General features: G+C 59.1%; 21 protein-coding genes and 1 pseudogene. 13 read left to right on the top strand and 9 right to left on the bottom strand.

Annotated features, from left to right (window positions below; all coding sequences use genetic code 11):
• Window positions 1-361: 361 nt before the first annotated feature.
• Window positions 362-532: pseudogene (locus HWX91_RS17105) on the bottom strand (IS110 family RNA-guided transposase); the annotation flags it as partial.
• Window positions 533-1,078: 546 nt separating this feature from the next.
• Between HWX91_RS17105 and HWX91_RS17110 the strand changes: the two are divergent.
• On the top strand, window positions 1,079-1,792 hold the full coding sequence (locus HWX91_RS17110; protein ID WP_052660751.1) for a response regulator: 714 nt from the start codon (window positions 1,079-1,081) through the stop codon (window positions 1,790-1,792).
• 259 nt (window positions 1,793-2,051) lie between these two features.
• Here the strand turns inward: HWX91_RS17110 and HWX91_RS17115 are convergent, their stop codons facing one another.
• A complete protein-coding gene (locus HWX91_RS17115; RefSeq protein ID WP_156034532.1) occupies window positions 2,052-2,207 on the bottom strand; it encodes a hypothetical protein in 156 nt (51 codons plus the stop codon).
• A 131-nt stretch (window positions 2,208-2,338) separates the two neighbouring features.
• Here HWX91_RS17115 and HWX91_RS17120 point away from each other — a divergent pair, with 131 nt between their 5' ends.
• From HWX91_RS17120 to HWX91_RS17130, 3 genes are all read left to right on the top strand, one after another.
• The gene (locus HWX91_RS17120; protein WP_028197425.1) at window positions 2,339-2,641 is read left to right on the top strand and encodes a PepSY domain-containing protein; all 303 of its coding nucleotides are present in this window, start codon (window positions 2,339-2,341) and stop codon (window positions 2,639-2,641) included.
• Window positions 2,642-3,255: 614 nt separating this feature from the next.
• Window positions 3,256-3,489: a glycine zipper 2TM domain-containing protein gene (locus HWX91_RS41200; protein WP_028197426.1), complete on the top strand. Its 234-nt coding sequence runs from the start codon at window positions 3,256-3,258 to the stop codon at window positions 3,487-3,489.
• 152 nt (window positions 3,490-3,641) lie between these two features.
• A complete protein-coding gene (locus tag HWX91_RS17130; protein ID WP_081833108.1) occupies window positions 3,642-3,929 on the top strand; it encodes a hypothetical protein in 288 nt (95 codons plus the stop codon).
• A 345-nt stretch (window positions 3,930-4,274) separates the two neighbouring features.
• Here HWX91_RS17130 and HWX91_RS17135 read toward each other — a convergent pair whose 3' ends face one another.
• Entirely contained in the window at window positions 4,275-4,598 is a 324-nt protein-coding gene (locus HWX91_RS17135) for a DUF4148 domain-containing protein (RefSeq protein WP_081833109.1), read from the bottom strand.
• 843 nt (window positions 4,599-5,441) lie between these two features.
• Between HWX91_RS17135 and HWX91_RS17140 the strand changes: the two genes are divergently transcribed.
• Window positions 5,442-7,304: a sensor domain-containing diguanylate cyclase gene (locus tag HWX91_RS17140; RefSeq protein WP_052660752.1), complete on the top strand. Its 1,863-nt coding sequence runs from the start codon at window positions 5,442-5,444 to the stop codon at window positions 7,302-7,304.
• Between the two features lie 162 nt (window positions 7,305-7,466).
• On the opposite strand, the gene HWX91_RS17145 is transcribed toward HWX91_RS17140, so the two are convergent.
• The 3 genes from HWX91_RS17145 to merR form a co-directional block, all read right to left on the bottom strand.
• Complete coding sequence (locus HWX91_RS17145; RefSeq protein ID WP_028197428.1) at window positions 7,467-8,195, bottom strand: cytochrome c biogenesis CcdA family protein; 729 nt, start codon at window positions 8,193-8,195, stop codon at window positions 7,467-7,469.
• A complete protein-coding gene (locus HWX91_RS17150) occupies window positions 8,195-8,581 on the bottom strand; it encodes a thioredoxin family protein (RefSeq protein WP_028197429.1) in 387 nt (128 codons plus the stop codon). The genes HWX91_RS17145 and HWX91_RS17150 overlap by 1 nt, the downstream gene beginning before the upstream one ends.
• A gap of 191 nt (window positions 8,582-8,772) precedes the next feature.
• Complete coding sequence (merR, locus tag HWX91_RS17155; RefSeq protein WP_028197430.1) at window positions 8,773-9,183, bottom strand: Hg(II)-responsive transcriptional regulator; 411 nt, start codon at window positions 9,181-9,183, stop codon at window positions 8,773-8,775.
• A 67-nt stretch (window positions 9,184-9,250) separates the two neighbouring features.
• Between merR and HWX91_RS17160 the strand changes: the two genes are divergently transcribed.
• From HWX91_RS17160 to HWX91_RS40710, 3 genes are read left to right on the top strand one after another with little or no spacing between them, the layout of a single operon-like run.
• Window positions 9,251-9,601 (top strand): mercuric transporter MerT family protein, encoded by a 351-nt coding sequence (locus tag HWX91_RS17160; protein ID WP_028197431.1) that lies wholly within the window; start codon window positions 9,251-9,253, stop codon window positions 9,599-9,601.
• 9 nt (window positions 9,602-9,610) lie between these two features.
• On the top strand, window positions 9,611-9,898 hold the full coding sequence (gene merP / locus HWX91_RS17165; protein ID WP_028197432.1) for a mercury resistance system periplasmic binding protein MerP: 288 nt from the start codon (window positions 9,611-9,613) through the stop codon (window positions 9,896-9,898).
• Window positions 9,898-10,110: a GDCCVxC domain-containing (seleno)protein gene (locus HWX91_RS40710; RefSeq protein ID WP_081833110.1), complete on the top strand. Its 213-nt coding sequence runs from the start codon at window positions 9,898-9,900 to the stop codon at window positions 10,108-10,110. The genes merP and HWX91_RS40710 overlap by 1 nt, the downstream gene beginning before the upstream one ends.
• Before the next feature lie 52 nt (window positions 10,111-10,162).
• On the opposite strand, the gene HWX91_RS17170 is transcribed toward HWX91_RS40710, so the two are convergent.
• The 3 genes from HWX91_RS17170 to HWX91_RS17180 form a co-directional block, all read right to left on the bottom strand.
• On the bottom strand, window positions 10,163-10,777 hold the full coding sequence (locus tag HWX91_RS17170) for a class I SAM-dependent methyltransferase (protein ID WP_028197433.1): 615 nt from the start codon (window positions 10,775-10,777) through the stop codon (window positions 10,163-10,165).
• Between the two features lie 124 nt (window positions 10,778-10,901).
• Complete coding sequence (locus HWX91_RS17175) at window positions 10,902-11,555, bottom strand: NrsF family protein (protein ID WP_028197434.1); 654 nt, start codon at window positions 11,553-11,555, stop codon at window positions 10,902-10,904.
• Window positions 11,552-12,079 (bottom strand): sigma-70 family RNA polymerase sigma factor, encoded by a 528-nt coding sequence (locus HWX91_RS17180; protein ID WP_028197435.1) that lies wholly within the window; start codon window positions 12,077-12,079, stop codon window positions 11,552-11,554. The genes HWX91_RS17175 and HWX91_RS17180 overlap by 4 nt, the downstream gene beginning before the upstream one ends.
• Before the next feature lie 265 nt (window positions 12,080-12,344).
• Between HWX91_RS17180 and bufA1 the strand changes: the two genes are divergently transcribed.
• The 5 genes from bufA1 to HWX91_RS40715 are packed head-to-tail and all read left to right on the top strand — an operon-like array spanning window position 12,345 to window position 15,046.
• Entirely contained in the window at window positions 12,345-12,656 is a 312-nt protein-coding gene (bufA1, locus tag HWX91_RS17185) for a BufA1 family periplasmic bufferin-type metallophore (protein WP_028197436.1), read from the top strand.
• Window positions 12,657-12,671: 15 nt separating this feature from the next.
• The gene (gene bufB, locus HWX91_RS17190) at window positions 12,672-13,562 is read left to right on the top strand and encodes an MNIO family bufferin maturase (protein WP_030101829.1); all 891 of its coding nucleotides are present in this window, start codon (window positions 12,672-12,674) and stop codon (window positions 13,560-13,562) included.
• Entirely contained in the window at window positions 13,534-14,349 is an 816-nt protein-coding gene (locus HWX91_RS17195) for an HvfC/BufC N-terminal domain-containing protein (protein WP_028197438.1), read from the top strand. Before bufB ends, HWX91_RS17195 begins: the two co-directional genes overlap by 29 nt.
• On the top strand, window positions 14,346-14,837 hold the full coding sequence (locus HWX91_RS17200) for a DoxX family protein (RefSeq protein WP_028197439.1): 492 nt from the start codon (window positions 14,346-14,348) through the stop codon (window positions 14,835-14,837). The genes HWX91_RS17195 and HWX91_RS17200 overlap by 4 nt, the downstream gene beginning before the upstream one ends.
• 5 nt (window positions 14,838-14,842) lie before the next feature.
• Window positions 14,843-15,046, top strand: a complete 204-nt coding sequence (locus HWX91_RS40715; RefSeq protein WP_407668180.1) for a GDCCVxC domain-containing (seleno)protein — start codon at window positions 14,843-14,845, stop codon at window positions 15,044-15,046.
• Window positions 15,047-15,057: the final 11 nt, after the last annotated feature.

Raw genomic sequence — 15,057 nt, forward strand, 5'->3', positions numbered from 1 at the left:
CGCGCCCGGAAAACCACGAAAGAAAAGAAGAAGGAAAGCGAAACGACAACAATCCGTCGGGTAACATTCCTTCGTGAGGCAACACGCCGGCCAAGATAATTGTCGCCGCCCAACGCGGTCAGTCACCGTACGTTCCGAGATTTCAAGGGCCAGACAAAGGGAGCTGCAACGCGTCCGCGATGACCAGTGGGAGGAACCGGGGACGCACGGCGGCCATGCACAATTCTCCAGGACGAATGGAGGCGTCGCAGTCCGTGGTCGTGGCGCGCGCATTGCGCATCTCGCGTACCTAACATGGCATGCCTTGCACGATGTCCACGGTGCTGCTCGTCGATGACGATTTGGAGAGTCTCTGGTCATAATAGGTTGATTCCACCACGACCCCTTGCAGGTCCTCGTGGAATGGCGCGAGGACCGCGATGATTGATGACAGGTCGTTAGCCAGTCGCTTGCAGTAAAGCACCCGGTCCTGATCGTCGATCACGGCGACTACGGCATTGTTCGAGTGCAGATCGATGCCGCTATACTTCATTTCAGCCTCCTGAACGGGTCGGTTGAGCTTGGCATCTCAACTGTAGACCCTGGCCGCCCCTTCTTTGGGCGGCCAGGAGGCCTTTCAATGATTATCACTTGCCAGCTCGGCGTCGGGTCATGCGACGACAACCACAGCGGGTATCTCACGACCATCTCGTCGTATTCGGAGTGGCACCTGGATACGGAGCCAGCTGATTTTGCATCTGTTGATGAAGATTGCTGGGCCCCGCAGCGGGAAACAGGCCGAGCCGTATACGGCAACCGATATTAACTGGCCGACGACCGGGCAGCATTTAATGCGCCCGTGGCACGTGGGTCACCCATGGTCCGAAGACAGCTTCGGACAACGCGTTGACGCGCGCTGCGACTGATACTGGCCAACTCCAACGATGTTTCAAGCGACACGTTTCGTTACATACAAACACGCCGTAAATTTGCCCGCTCGATACAGTGGAATCGAGACGAACGAGGTCGAAAGATGCGTAGGAAGTTGGTTGACGAATGCGATGCCGCCGCTCGCCGTTCGCCTGGGCAGCAAGGAAAAATGAAAACTATCCTCCTTGTGGACGACGAAGCCGGCGTCGTGAACGCCTGGAGACGCATCCTGCGATTGGAAGGCTGTCGAGTCGTGACCGCCAGCAACGGTTATGCTGGGTTTGTCATCGCCAGGGAGGAAAGGCCCGACCTCATCATCACAGACCGGTCGGTGCCAATAATGGATGGCGTTGAGTTTTGCCGGCAACTTAAGCTGGAGAGCGAGCTTGTCCGGATTCCTCTCATTCTCACTAGCGCTGCCCCCCTGAAGCACGACGATACAGAACTGTGGGACGAGTTTTGGCAGAAACCCGTGGCCATCGAGACCGTACGGGCATCGCTAGTGCGTTTTTTTGAGCTCTTCTGCCTGACGAATCGAGGATGCGCAGCCTGGATGTCTGAACGCTCGCTCCAGTGGGCACACCGGGCAGTTCTTTGGCTGGAGTACTCGAAAAGGAGCAGACGGCCGCAAAAGATAAATTTGAAATTCGAAGACGGGTTTCATCCCGAAGTAACAGATGCAATCATCCAGAACATTCGGGTATGCCATCTCGGAGAGACCACCGAAATTGCATCGAAGCTGTCATGGCTCGCGAGCGACGATACTGCCTTTGCGACCGGTACAGACTTCTCGCCCATCAGTGGACTGCCCATCCGTTCAGCGAGCATTACGTTCATCGAAAGAATTGTTGTGCAGGATAGAGAGCATTCATGCAGAACCTAATGATAGGCTAACACGCTGGCGGAAACAAGGCGGGCAACTGTGATGTCCACGCGACAGTGACTTTGCGGCGCCAGCCGCAGTGGTGACGACGACAGTATGGCAGAAGCCACGACCTCGCGGAAGGCCGTAACTCTTAAGTGCATCGCGGGTGCTGCAAGGGAAGCGCACCCAGCTCGGTATGGGTGCTGGTTGGCTTGAGGAGGGCCGAAGTGTGCCGAGTCGTGAACACCGGAAGCGCTGCTCAAAGCCGGTGCCTTTATCACATGGCTTGCCCGCCCGCGTTCGCGGCATTCACCGGGCCCATCGTTCGTCTTCCCGCGCTGATGCCCACTATCGCACGCGATGCGTGCAGCGCCGTGCCGGTGGCCGTGAACACCGATACGGCACGGTCGTCGTTGACCTCAGTCCAAGGCATCCGTCGCCGCGACTTCTGCCGACGTTCCAGCTTTTTCGGGTACTTACGCAACCGTTTGTGTCCATGGTAAGGAGCTCTTAAGGCACAACGTGTCAGCCTCGTGATGAAGGAACGTAACGATGGAGGCTGACATGCGGAAATTTTTTGGAATCGGGTTGGTGTGTGGGTTACTGATTGCAAGTGACGGTGCTCATGCATTCAGCGGACAGCAGTTCGAGAAAGATGTGAAGGTCAGCATTTCGCAGGCGCGCTCTATCGCGCTCAAGGCACATCCCGGCAAAATCGTCGACGAGGAGCTGGAAAAGGAAGCGGGCGGCAGCGGATTGCGATATTCCTTCGTTATCCGCAACGGACAAGTGAAGCGGGAAGTCGGAGTTGACGCTCAGGATGGTGCCGTTTTGGAAAACTCAGTGGAGGGTTCCAATCCGGACTAATACCGCGTCGCTGGAAGTCAAAGCTGATGGCTACGCTGGGTCTGGTTTGGTCGCGGAAAGTCGGCACTGTTCGCCCACGGACTGATATCCGAGGCGATACACACAACCCGGCCGAAAAATCGTCGGGAAGCGCTACACGTGCTTACAAACTTCGCTATATCCACCGTTTTATCGACTCCGGCGTTTTCGCTGACACACGTCGACGAGGCGAGCGTGATATGGGCAACAACCTGACTTCCAGCACACCGCAACGCGGTCGTATCCACCCTCTGGTTGCCGGTGCAGCTATGGCAGTCATCCCGGCCAGTGCGACCGCTATCGCGGCGATGACCGGCATTCTTCCCACGTCCAGGCAACGGTCGCGCCTTCGACGCTTGCTGTGCCGTTCGCCGGGCAAATCGCCTGAATGCGGTCGCAGTACCGCAAGCAGACATCCAGCAACGCGTCACGCGGTAGGAAGCGCCCGTACAGCCCCATATCCATCATCACCTTAGCGTCCCGGTTGAGCAGGCTCCGAGGGATGCGAACAACAAAACTTATCAGCACGGGCGGCAACGCGCACCAAGGCCAGCCGCGCTGACCCGAATGCTGGCGAAGTTGTCACTGGCGGGCGGTTGGGAAGTCAGGTCGGCGGAGGGCGCGGCCGTGTTCTGGCCACAATTGCGGGAGCGGTTGGAGGTGGATTTGCGGGCAACGGCATCGAGCATGTGGTGCGCAAGGATACGAGCTACCAGGTGAAGGTCGGGATGCAGCGCGGCAGCCACCGGAATTTCAAACACCCGGCCCAGCCGGCTGTACAGGTCGGTGAGCACGTCCACGGCTCGGGCGACTCCCTGACTGCGTCGTAATCATGCCCGGAACCCGCAGTACTTCGGAGCGGGTTACTGCCGGTTACAGAACTGACATTTCAGGCTCACCTGCTTGCGCGCGTCACGCCTAGAATCCGCATCGTTCGCCATTGTCTGGCGCCCGCCAGAAACGGACAGAGCAGGAGAATCCAATGAAACGCGCGACCCTTTTTCTGACAGTGGGCCTTTGCGCTGCGTGCGCATCCAGCGCGGCTCTCGCACACGCGGACATCGGCGTGTTTCTGGGTATGCCCGGTCCCGTTTATGTCGCACCACCCCCAGTCGCGTATGAGGCGCCGCCGCCCGTGGTCTATGCGCCGGCCCCGGTTTACGGCTATGGATATCGCTATGAAGAGGACTACGGTGATGAGCGCCGGTGGCATGACCACGGTCGCCATCGTGGATGGGAGCATCATCACCATGACGACGATGATGACTGATTCAACGTTAGCTGCGCGCCGATAGTGTCTGAGGGCGACAAGGGGATTCGACGCTCCCTTCTTCGACACAGGTCTTCTTTCGCCATCTCGAAAGCGTGTCCGGAAAAAACAAACTGCGAAGCCGGGACGATGAAACGGCGAGTGCAGGAGCTTTATCCCGTAAGTGAGCTGTCCGCGGACGGCCAAGAGCGATAAACGAACTCAAACGAAGCGACGTTCAGTATCGCTGTCGCCGCATCGGTTGTGCGAGTTCCAAACACATCCATTTATGGAATGGATGGCCAGGCGCGGCTCGCCGTTGAATCTGCACGCGCTGGAAATAACCATCAGACTAGCCGGCCTACATCAGTGGTGTTCGAATACTGGGCGCGCAGTGGTAGACGCGGAAGTGCGTTGGCCCGACTGTCCCGCACCACTTGTGACTCCGCCCACGCCTTGCATGGCGGCCTGCCTTGAAGAATTTCCTGCCATGACGCGTGCTTCAGCAGCCTGAATGTCGGAAGGATAGGTAGAGCTGTCGCGTTTTGCCGGATAGTAGCCGGCATTCTCCAACTGCACGAGTTCGGCGCGCATCTGTGCCCGGGTGACTGGTGCATTCGATTGCTGAGCGAAACAGGACAGTGGTGTCGCTAGCACGGCACCTATAACGATGGCTTGAAGTGATTGCATGATTCGTACCTTCACGGTGACTCCCGTTGCGAACAGTCGTGTTCACGACCGGTCAGTGCAGGATAAGGTACGCATGCTTAAGGCGAGACTATGCGGGCATCACAGTCGTTACGATTGCGTTCGAAGTCTCTGTCGCGCAATCTTATGCGCGTGGAGTCCTGCTGTGGTCGCTGAGCCTAGAGGATGAAGACGCCCCAGGAGCCGTGATGCAGCGCTGGCAAAGACGTGTCTGGAGCAGGGCACGTCCCGCGCGTTATACGGTTTCATTCGGATGGCAGGCGCGTATTCACAATACAGTTTCTGTCGTTAAGTGCACGGCGGCCGCGCGCTGGTGGGCAGGGTGCTCTTCACCCTCACGAACGGATGTCAACCGGGTCTGAAATTGACCTGCTGGCGTCCTGCAACATGGCCGTCCACCGTTTATCCGTACATCGGGTTCCGTGACTCGTGATACCTGGCGCGCATAACTTCGACTGAGCCAGCGAAACGTGGGTCCTGAGGCCGTTCATGCCTGTCGCTAAAGAATGCGGCATCCCACGCTTCGAGGTCATTCAACGTCCCGCCCAGGCAGCGAGACGTGTTTGCCTTGATAAACCCAACCGCATTGCTGCACCTCATGCATCCCCGCGCCACTATTCTCGCTGAAACCCATCTTCCCCAGTGTTCGCGGTTAGAATTTCCGTCGGCGCAGGTACATGCAACCCAACAAGTCGGAAGCTGGTTGCGGTGGCGCCGAAAAGAAATCGCAGGCTGCGGCGCTGTAGTCCACGGCGGAGCAAGAGAGCTTAAGTTCGAGCACGACGCGCGCACGAACTCGAATCAAAAAAAAGCGAGAGTGAACAAATGGGGAAGTCACCTGAAGGACCGACTCGGGAGTTAAGGGCGTTCATCGACACGTCGCGTTTGCGTCGCTGGGCCTCAAATATCTGGTCCTTGCTGCTCGCGGTGGCCGTGACCATGCTCACCTGCATGGCCAGCGGGGCGCTCAAGACCATGGCGGGTGAAATCGCACCTCTCTGGTTGACCAATGCGGTCCTCCTCGCACAGTTAATGGTGGCGCCATCCAGGCAGCGATATTGGGTACTTGCAGGTGGGGTGCTCGGCAATATCGCGGCCAACCTTCTCGGTGAAAGTCTGGCGGTGTCGCTCTCATATACTGCTGCCGATATCCTCGAGGTGGTGATTGCGTTCGCCTTTGCGCCACATGTCTCGACGGTCACCGAACTGGTGCGCCCGAGGCCGCTCATCCGATTCCTGGTCGGTGGTGTATCGCTTGCGCCCATCGCATCCGGGTTGGTCGCTACGACCCTGCTGCGGGGGCAACTGACCGGCCATATGCTGCCGAACCTTTGTAACTGGTTCGTCTCGGATGCCCTGAGCCTCGCCATTTTCACACCGGCTGCTGTCGTCTTCTGGACTGGGGAAGTGCGCCAACTTCTGCGTGCCGACCGTCGCAGGAAAACGTCCTTTCTGCTGCTACTGGTTTGCATCGTTACGACTGGCGTATTCGGGCAAAGCCAGTTTCCATTGCGGTATTGGGCGCTCCCGCCTATCGTACTGCTGGCATTTCAGGCCGACCTTGCCGGCGTACTGGTCGGATTGCTGTTGTGCCTCGCGATTGCGGTGTCGTTCACCATGCGCGGGTCAGGACCGCTCTGGATTTTTCACTATCAGAGTATGGAGGGCCGCATCTTTTCGTTGCAACTTTTCCTCCTTGCTGCGCTTGGTATTGCGTTACCTATTAGTGCCATTCAGGCGCAGCGGAACCGCCTCATTGCGCTGCTTCGTGAGGGTGAGAGGCGATACCGGATACTTGCGGAGAACGCGACCGACGTCGTCATGAGTATGTCGCTCGACGGTCGGCTCACATACGTTTCGCCACGAGCCCAATCGGTAATGAACTGTGCTCCTGACGACCTTATCGGCGTGTATTACCCGGACCTTGTGCTGCCCGACGACCGCGATGCACTGGCTGCGGCCATCGAGAACCTGGCAACGGATGTCGCCGAGGCTTCGGAGGTCAGCCGCTTTCACCGCGCGGATGGTCAGATTCTGTGGATGGAAACTCACCTTCGCCCGGTCGTCGACCCGTTTTCGGGCAAACCGGAGGCGCTCACGGCTACGGCCCACGACATTACGGCGCGCAAAGTGACGGAGCAACGCCTCGCAGACGAGCGAAGGGAACTCCATGGGCTTGCATTCCAGGACGGCCTGACGGGCCTCTTTAACCGTCGGCACTTCGACCGCGAGCTGGAGTTTCAATGGCGGCAAGAGGTTCGTGCAGACAGCGGCAGCTTCGTGGCGGTCGTCATGGTCGATGTCGATGCGTATAAACGCTATAACGACCACTACGGCCATCAGGCGGGCGACGACTGTTTGCGCATCATTGCGCAAGCCATTGCGTCATCAGCCAGGCGCCCGACAGACGTAGTGGCCCGGTACGGCGGCGAAGAATTCGCGTTGATTCTGAAGGATACCAACCAGGAGGGTGCGCTGGTCGTCGCCGAGCGCATCCGGCAGGCCGTTGAGAGCCTGCGGATTCCGCACCCGGCGAGCAGCGCCGGCATTGTCACGGTGAGCCTTGGTGTGGCGGCTCATAAACCGAACGGAGGCGACGACGGGCGCAGCCTGGTTGCGGCCGCGGACCGGGGGCTTTACGCCGCCAAACGACGCGGTCGGAACCAGGCCTGCATGGCCGGGGAATGAAGGCGAACGCCGTGTCCGCATGCGCGTCAGTTAATGCACTCCAAGGGATGTACCCAGGCCCGTGGCCACGACGCTTACGCAATGCCTCATCGAACAGTGTCGGTGGACTGGAGTCAGTTGCCTTCGGAGGAGTGGTCCCTCTGTTAATCCATCTCGCGCTGCTCAAAGCGACGTCGTGACGGCTGTCAACCACGCCGGACTAGCAGTCAACAGTGCCGTTTCCATGGCCCTGTCGAGCCCGGTAAGCACGAGCAGGCCAAAGGCGATGAACACCGTTCCGAGAGCGGTTTTTCCAACGGCTCCCGCGGAGCCAAGCCGACCTCGAAGCCGCGATATGGAGGCCCGGGAAAGGGAACCAAGAATCGCAAGCGGAAGGCCGGCTCCGATGCCAAATATGCCCATCAGCAGCGCGATACCACCGAGACTCCTGCTTTGCGAGGCGAGCGTGGTTGCCGCGCCCAATGTTGGGCCGACGCAGGGGCTCCAGACGGCTCCGAGAAGCAGTCCGACCGCGAACTGGCCAGACAGGGTGTCGCCCTTTATCCGGCTGAGCCAGTTCTGGCTGGGACCACCTATCCCAGCGGTCGCGCGGTTCAAGACGGCCTGCAGTCGCTGGGAAATCATTGCAAGCCCAAACAGAATCATCAGCACGGCGGCCACGCGACGGAACACCTCGTTATCCAGTCCCAGCGACACACCGACTGTCGCTACAAAAATGCCGATGACTGAGAACGACACACCCAATCCGGCTGCAAGTGCAACTACCCCCAGCCGATGTACCGCCAATGCAGACACAGCGAGTACGGGAAGGAGGGCGAGCACGCACGGTGACAGCGTCGTCAGGGTTCCGGCGAGGAACCCGAGCGCGTACGTACCCGGAGTCAAATCCATTACAGGGCCTTGGCAAACGTGTTCCTGATGTCCTGCTCGCGTGTCTGCCCCGTGGAGCGCGCGACCTCGTGGCCGCCCTTGAACACAACGAAGGTCGACTGCTGGGTCACTTTCATTGCCCGCTTCAGGGCAACTTCCTTGTCGTAGTCGGCCACGAAAATGGTCATATCTTTCATTTCCGGGCTCGCTGCCAGGCGGTCCACAATGGGTTGTTGGACCTTGCAGGTCGGGCACCAGGTCGCATGGAAGTAGACGATGTTTGGCTTTCTGTCGGCGTTCAGCCTGTCGAACTGGGCTTGGTTGAACGGCTGCTCGCCAGCGAAAGCAGCACTGACGACCAGTAACAAGCTCGACACGAGCAGGTATCTGCGAATAACTTTCAGCATTGTGGTTTACCCAGAGATAAGCACAGCGTTATTGTTAGACGTCCCAGAGACGAAATGATTGCGCCTCTTGGGTTGTGGTTGCAGGTAAAGTTCGGGTTGCCTGTTGACCGCCAGACCCGTCTCACTGGTGAGCCCTGTCCCGGTTGTGTCGGTGGTGATGTGTGCTACGGGCACGCCTTGCGTTAAAGCGTTCACCGGGTCAGCTCATCGCCGTTCATGAGCGTGTCGATGAGCGGGCACGACACCTTGCCTTTCGACGTCGAGCAGCGCTGTACCAGTGTTGCCAACGCGACTTCCAGCATGGACAAATCCTGGATGCGCTGCCGCACATCGACAAACTTTTGTTCGGCGATAGCGCGCGCGGCGTTGCACGCCTGACCATCCTGCAGAGACAACAGCGCCTCCACCTCATCGAGCGAAAAGCCAAGCGACTGGGACCGCCTGATAAAGCGAAGCCTTGTCAGTATGGCTGCCGGGTATCGGCGGATGCCGCCTATCGGACGGGGTGGCGCCGGCAGTAACCCGCGACGATGGTAGTACCTCACTGTTTCGACGTTAACCTCTGCCGCTTCAGCCAGTTGTCCGATGGTCATTTCCTGCATGGTGCGCTTGACTCCGTACTTAGGTACGCACCTAGACTAGACTCAACCCGTCCGAAAAGGAAGTGCCATGCGACCTCGCTGGGCCACTACCGGCTCCTTGTTAGCCGGAACTGCTGCCGCATTCGGGGCATCCGCCTGTTGCGCCGGCCCCTTGCTCCTAGTCGTGCTGGGCCTCGGGGGCGCCTGGGGCTCGCGCCTGACCGCGTTGCAGCCGGTCCAACCCCTGTTTGTTGTCATATCCATCGCCTTTTTCGCGGTCGCTTTCCGCAGGCTCTACGCCAGGTCCGAAGAATGTGCGGTGGGCAAAGCCTGCGCGGTGCCTTCGGCGCGCCATCGGCAGCGCTTCATTTTCTGGGTCGTGATGCCGGCCGCGCTCGCACTGATGTCGTTCCCCCTGTATGCGCCGCTCTTCTATTGAGTACCTGCCATGAAGAAACTGATTGCTGTGTTCGTCGCGACGGCGCTGAGCGCATTCACGGCCCTCGCGGAGGAGCTTCGCACGGTCACGCTTGACGTCACGAACATGGATTGCGCTGTGTGTCCGATTACGGTTCGCAAGGCACTTGAGAAAGTGCCCGGGGTGACCTCGGCAAAGGTCGACTTCGCAAGCAAACGCGCGGAGGTGGTATTTGACCCGAAGAAGGCTTCGGTCGACGCGTTGACGAACGCCACGACCGATGCCGGCTATCCGTCTCACGTAAAGCAGGTGCAGTGATGGCTACAGTCGTGCTGGATTCGAGCATCACGTGTCCGGCGTGCGGGCACAGGAAAGACGAGACGATGCCCACCGACGCCTGTGTGTGGTTTTACGAATGCGAGCATTGCAAGGCAGTGGTCAACCCGAAACCCGGAGATTGCTGCGTGTATTGCTCGTACGGCACCAACAGGTGCCCGCCTATACAGCAGTCTGGCTCCTGCTGCGCCTGACCATGTTCACGCAATTGGCCAGGCGCAACGCCGGGACGAGTAGACCCGACAGTCACCGTTTCCGGAAGCAGCAGTAAAGAAACTGCTGGCTGGAGCCAGCCGGTGTGTGGTGGTCTTCGAGTGTGCTTGTTACCAACTCGAACCCTGCACCGAATTCATCGGAAAGCTGCTCAGCGTCGTATCGCCTCACGTCCAGCCTGCTGCACCTGTTTGGTCCCAGTGGTCCGAATGTAGCTATCACAGCGTGACCACCCGGCCTGAGCGCTCTCGTCAGCAGGTGGACGTAGGCATCTCGCTGCGATGACTCCGTCAGGAAGTGGAAGACGGCGCGGTCATGCCACACGTCGTATCGATGCTCAGGCAGGTCGACCATCGTAATATCGGATTCGACCCACGTTACCTGCCCGGCGATAGAACCCAAACGCTTCCTTGTCGTATCGAGAGCGACGGCGGACATATCGAGCACGGTCAGGTTTCGGTACCCGCGCAAAAGTAAATCATCGACCAGCGTCGACTCTCCTCCACCCACGTCAATCACGGCTGCATTCCGGTCCGACGCAACTTCGACAATCAGTTTCAGTGAGACTTCAAGGTGCGCGCGGTACCAACTGACTGCATCCGGGGCTTTGGACCGGTACACGTCTTCCCAGTGACTTTTGCTGTCCATCTCGCATCCTTGAACGCCGCACCTTGGTGCAGTTCCATGATAGGTGAAGCCATTTGGCCACGAAACCGGTGCATGCCCAGTTGGAGCCATTCGTGAATCAGCAACTATTCGAATTACCCGCGCGCTAACGCTGCGTCATCCAGCTCAAGAGTCGCTCGCCGTACCGGCCGCTCAACGACAGATAAAGCCCGGCGACACCGAGGTTCCACAGCAAAATCATCGCGGTGGCGTCGAGCGGGTGGAGAATCGACAAGGCCACGGAAGTCATTGCAGCGACCGCGAGACTTCCTGCCATGATGACCGGGCCAGGCGATAGTCGGGCAACGTGGCGCAGCATGATGAGCATCACGAGCGATAGTGGCATCCCGACTAATACCAACGTGGCAAAGCATTTGGCCGTCTCGCCGATAGACATACCTTCCGGGCCAATTGTGACCCAGTTAGTCAGGCAGCCGTAGCCAATCGTGGCGACCCAAACGAGCGAGGCCGGGGCAGGTAAAAGAAGCCAGCGGCGCGACATGCCTGGCACGCTGGCAAGAAAGGCACCCGCCGCGGCCATAACACCTGTTGTCATGGCTGCAGCGACGCCGACGACATAAGGAGGTTGATGCAGTTTGACTGCGATGTCGGCACGTACCCCGTGCGCGATACCGACGAAGAGCATCACAGCTCCCGCAAACAGCAACCAGCATGCGGCTCTTGCCGCAGGAGCACGCAGACGCCTGACAGGTGTTGCGTCTGCGACCAGGACATCAATCAGGTCGGAGGTTCGGGTCATGATTCGCTACCTTTCTGCCGGAACATTTCCCGTAGTCGTTTCATTGCCCGGTGAGTGGCTACTTTCAATGCCGCAACCGACATTCCGCTTGTGGCAGCAGCCTCCTGCAGTGACATTTCCTCCAGCTTCAGCATGCGCATCGCGTCACGCTGGCCGCCCGTCAATTGTTCGATAGCTTCCCGTACCAGGCGGGCGTCCACCGCCTCTTCCTGTAAGTTCGCTGCATCAGCAACAAAGGTTTCCAGCTCTTTTTCCATTGAAGATTCGTGTGAGCAAACGCGTCCACGCCGACGCAGACCGTCGACAATGCGTCTGTTTGCAATGGCGACCAGCCACGGGCCGAACGGGCGGGACGGGTCGTAGGTGTTGCGCGCTGAGTGCACGGTTAGCAACGCGTCCTGAACTGTGTCCTCAATGTCGTCGGCATTCCGGATGTGCCGTGCCGCGAGCGCACGAAGATAGGGGGTGATGTCTTCGAGCAACCGACGATAGGCATCCTGGTCGCCGGTTTGCGCCTGCGCCATGGTCAGGGACCAGTCCAGCTTGCCATCCGCACGACTGGCTAGAGGCTCAGTCTGCCGGGTCGGCGTGGACGAGCCTCGGCCCTTTCTCTCGGAGCCTGGAAGTGGATGGGGCGGGGGTGGGTGCCGAAGCATGAGGAAATTTTGCTGCGCGGTCGATAGTTTGTCACGCAGAAAAAGTTTGATTGGGCCGTAACCTTTTGCGGCGACCGACCGAACTTCATTAGACGGCCGGAATGCCGGGCCGCAACCCTCAGGAGGAAACGTGATGAATAAACGTGTTATGGCCGCCTCGGCCTTTTCGTCGGCAATCGGGCTGGCACTTGCCATGCAGACGGTACCGCTCCAGGCTCAGACCATGAAGGACATGCCGCAAGTTGTGAAAGACAACATGGCGAGGATGGCGGCAAACAAACTGGAGAAGTGTTACGGAGTCAACGCCGTATCGAAAAACGATTGCGCTGAAGGCGCACACTCCTGCGCCGGACAAGCGACGCAGGCACGCGACGCGAAGTCGTTCGTTCTGTTGCCCGCAGGGGATTGCAGCAAAATCCAGGGCGGCAAGCTGAAGCCAGCCTGAGCAGGCGGGGATTTCATGGATGCCGCTTCTGCTGCGTTGCAATTTGCGCATGACCTGATTCCGGCATGCGCCGGGGTCGGGCTGCGCTTTCGGCACCATCAGGAGGTCGTCGAAGAGCAGCCGGCGGCCGCGTGGTTCGAGGTGCATACCGAGAATTACATGGGCGGGGGCAGCGCTCCGGCCTATCTGGACGCCATTCGACGGGACTATCCAATCTCGCTCCACGGGGTGGGACTTTCTTTGGGCAGCGGCGAAGGCATAAATGTTCGACATCTCGAGCGTGTGCGCGATGTGATGAAGCGAGTTGAGCCCGGGCTGGTTTCTGAACATCTTTCCTGGAGCATCAGCGGTGGCATCTACCTCGCCGACCTGCTGCCGCTGCCGATGACGGAAGAAGCGCTGGGCATTGTCTGCACTCATGTCGACCAGGCCCAGACTTGCCTGCAGCAGCGGATTTCATTAGAAAATCCGTCGACCTATCTGCGCTTCCGGCATTCAACCATCCCGGAGTGGGAATTTCTTGCAGAGGTCGCGCAGCGCACGGGATGCGGCATTCTCTGCGACGTCAACAACATCTATGTCAGTGCCAGCAATCACGGCTGGAATGCACTGGCCTATCTTGACGCTCTGCCGGCGAAGTCGGTTACCGAGGTCCACCTGGCCGGGCACAGCATCCGACAGCTTGACCAGGGCCGGACAATTCGCATTGACGACCACGGCTCGCGCGTCGCGCCTCCCGTGTGGGACCTGTTTGAGCAGGCCCTCAAACGTTTTGGACCGGTTCCCACGCTAATTGAATGGGACACTGATGTACCGGCGCTTGGGGTTCTGATGGAAGAAGCCGCGATTGCAGAGGCCGCTATTGAGAGGCAGCGAAATGACAACCTGTGCACCAACGCTCCTTGAGTTGCAATCCGCGGTCCGCCGGGACTGGCTTGGGGTTGCCAGTGGCGACGCATCCGGGTACGTCGAACCCGACGGCCTGGCTCCGCAGGCACGGCTCGCCATCTATCGAGACACGGCAAACAGTTCACTGCTAACGGCGCTGCGGCTGAGCTTTCCGGCAGTGCAGGCTCTGGTCGGGTCCGAATTCTTCGAAGGCGCGGCTCGACTGTTCATTGAGCAATGCCCACCGTCGAGCGCGTTGCTAGACAGCTACGGCGAGTCGTTTCCAGAGTTTCTGGCACAGATGCCGGAAGCGGCGTCTCTTGCCTATCTGCCAGATACGGCGCGACTTGAATGGGCTGTGAATGAGGCGCTGCATGCACCAGATGCGCAGCTGCTTGACCTACGGCGCCTTGAGCAATTGGGTGAAGCAGACATGCAAGCCGTACGGTTTTTGCCGAGTCCTGCCGCGCGGGTAGTTGAGTCGTCGTTTCCGGTCGACGCCATCTGGCAAGCGGTGTTGTCCCGGGACGATAGTGCATTAGCAGATATCAATCTTGCCGCTGGCCCGGTCTGGCTGTATGTCCACCGAGGGGCTTCGGGCGTCGAGGTGGACCGGATAGCAGCTTGGCAATACCGGTTCACGGCTGCCTTGCTTGCGGGGCGGTTCTTGCACGATGTCCTGGTCGACACGTCGGACGCGGAGACATCCGTCTGGCTCGCACACCTTCTTGCATCTGGATGCTTCGTCGACGTCTGCCTGTCGAATGAAGCGTCCAGCCAAACAATTGGGAGGCAAGTCACATGATGCCGGAATCTCAATCCGCTCGTCCCCGGTCGATACTGACTGACCGCATCCTACGCGCCGTTGGCTGGCTGGAGCGAGTGCCGCATACGGTTCTCGCGGTTCCACTGAGGATGGCTGTTGCAACGGTCTTCTGGAACTCGGCGATGACCAAACTGGCTGACTGGAACGCCGCACTCGAGTTGTTCAGGGAAGACTATCGACTGCCGTTCGTTGCTCCCGAATTCGCGGCCTACCTGGCGGTGTCAATCGAACTAACGACACCGGTTCTACTTGTGCTCGGCCTGGCGACGCGACCCGTAGCGTTGGTCCTGCTCGGCATGACAACTGTCATCGAGGTGTTCGTGTATCCGCAGGCATGGCCTACGCACATTGAGTGGGCTGCGATGCTGCTGGTCCTGCTGTGCCGAGGCGCCGGAAAATGGTCATTGGACTACTTGTTATACAGGCGTTTTCATAGCCGCCCGGCATCAAATGGTCCAACGAGATGAATGCGATGGTCCTGGAATCTACCATCACGTGTCCCGTGTGCGGACACATGAAGCGTGAAACCATGCCCACCGACACCTGTGTCTGGTTTTTCGAATGCGCAAATTGCAAGACGATGCTCAAACCAAAATCCGGGGATTGCTGTACGTACTGCTCATATGGCACCAACAAGTGCCCAGCGAGGTTTCGAGATGCGGATGGTACTAGCTAACTGCGTCAGGC

The organism is Paraburkholderia fungorum, from assembly GCF_902833645.1.
In the GTDB taxonomy this organism is placed as follows: Bacteria; Pseudomonadota; Gammaproteobacteria; order Burkholderiales; family Burkholderiaceae; genus Paraburkholderia; species Paraburkholderia fungorum.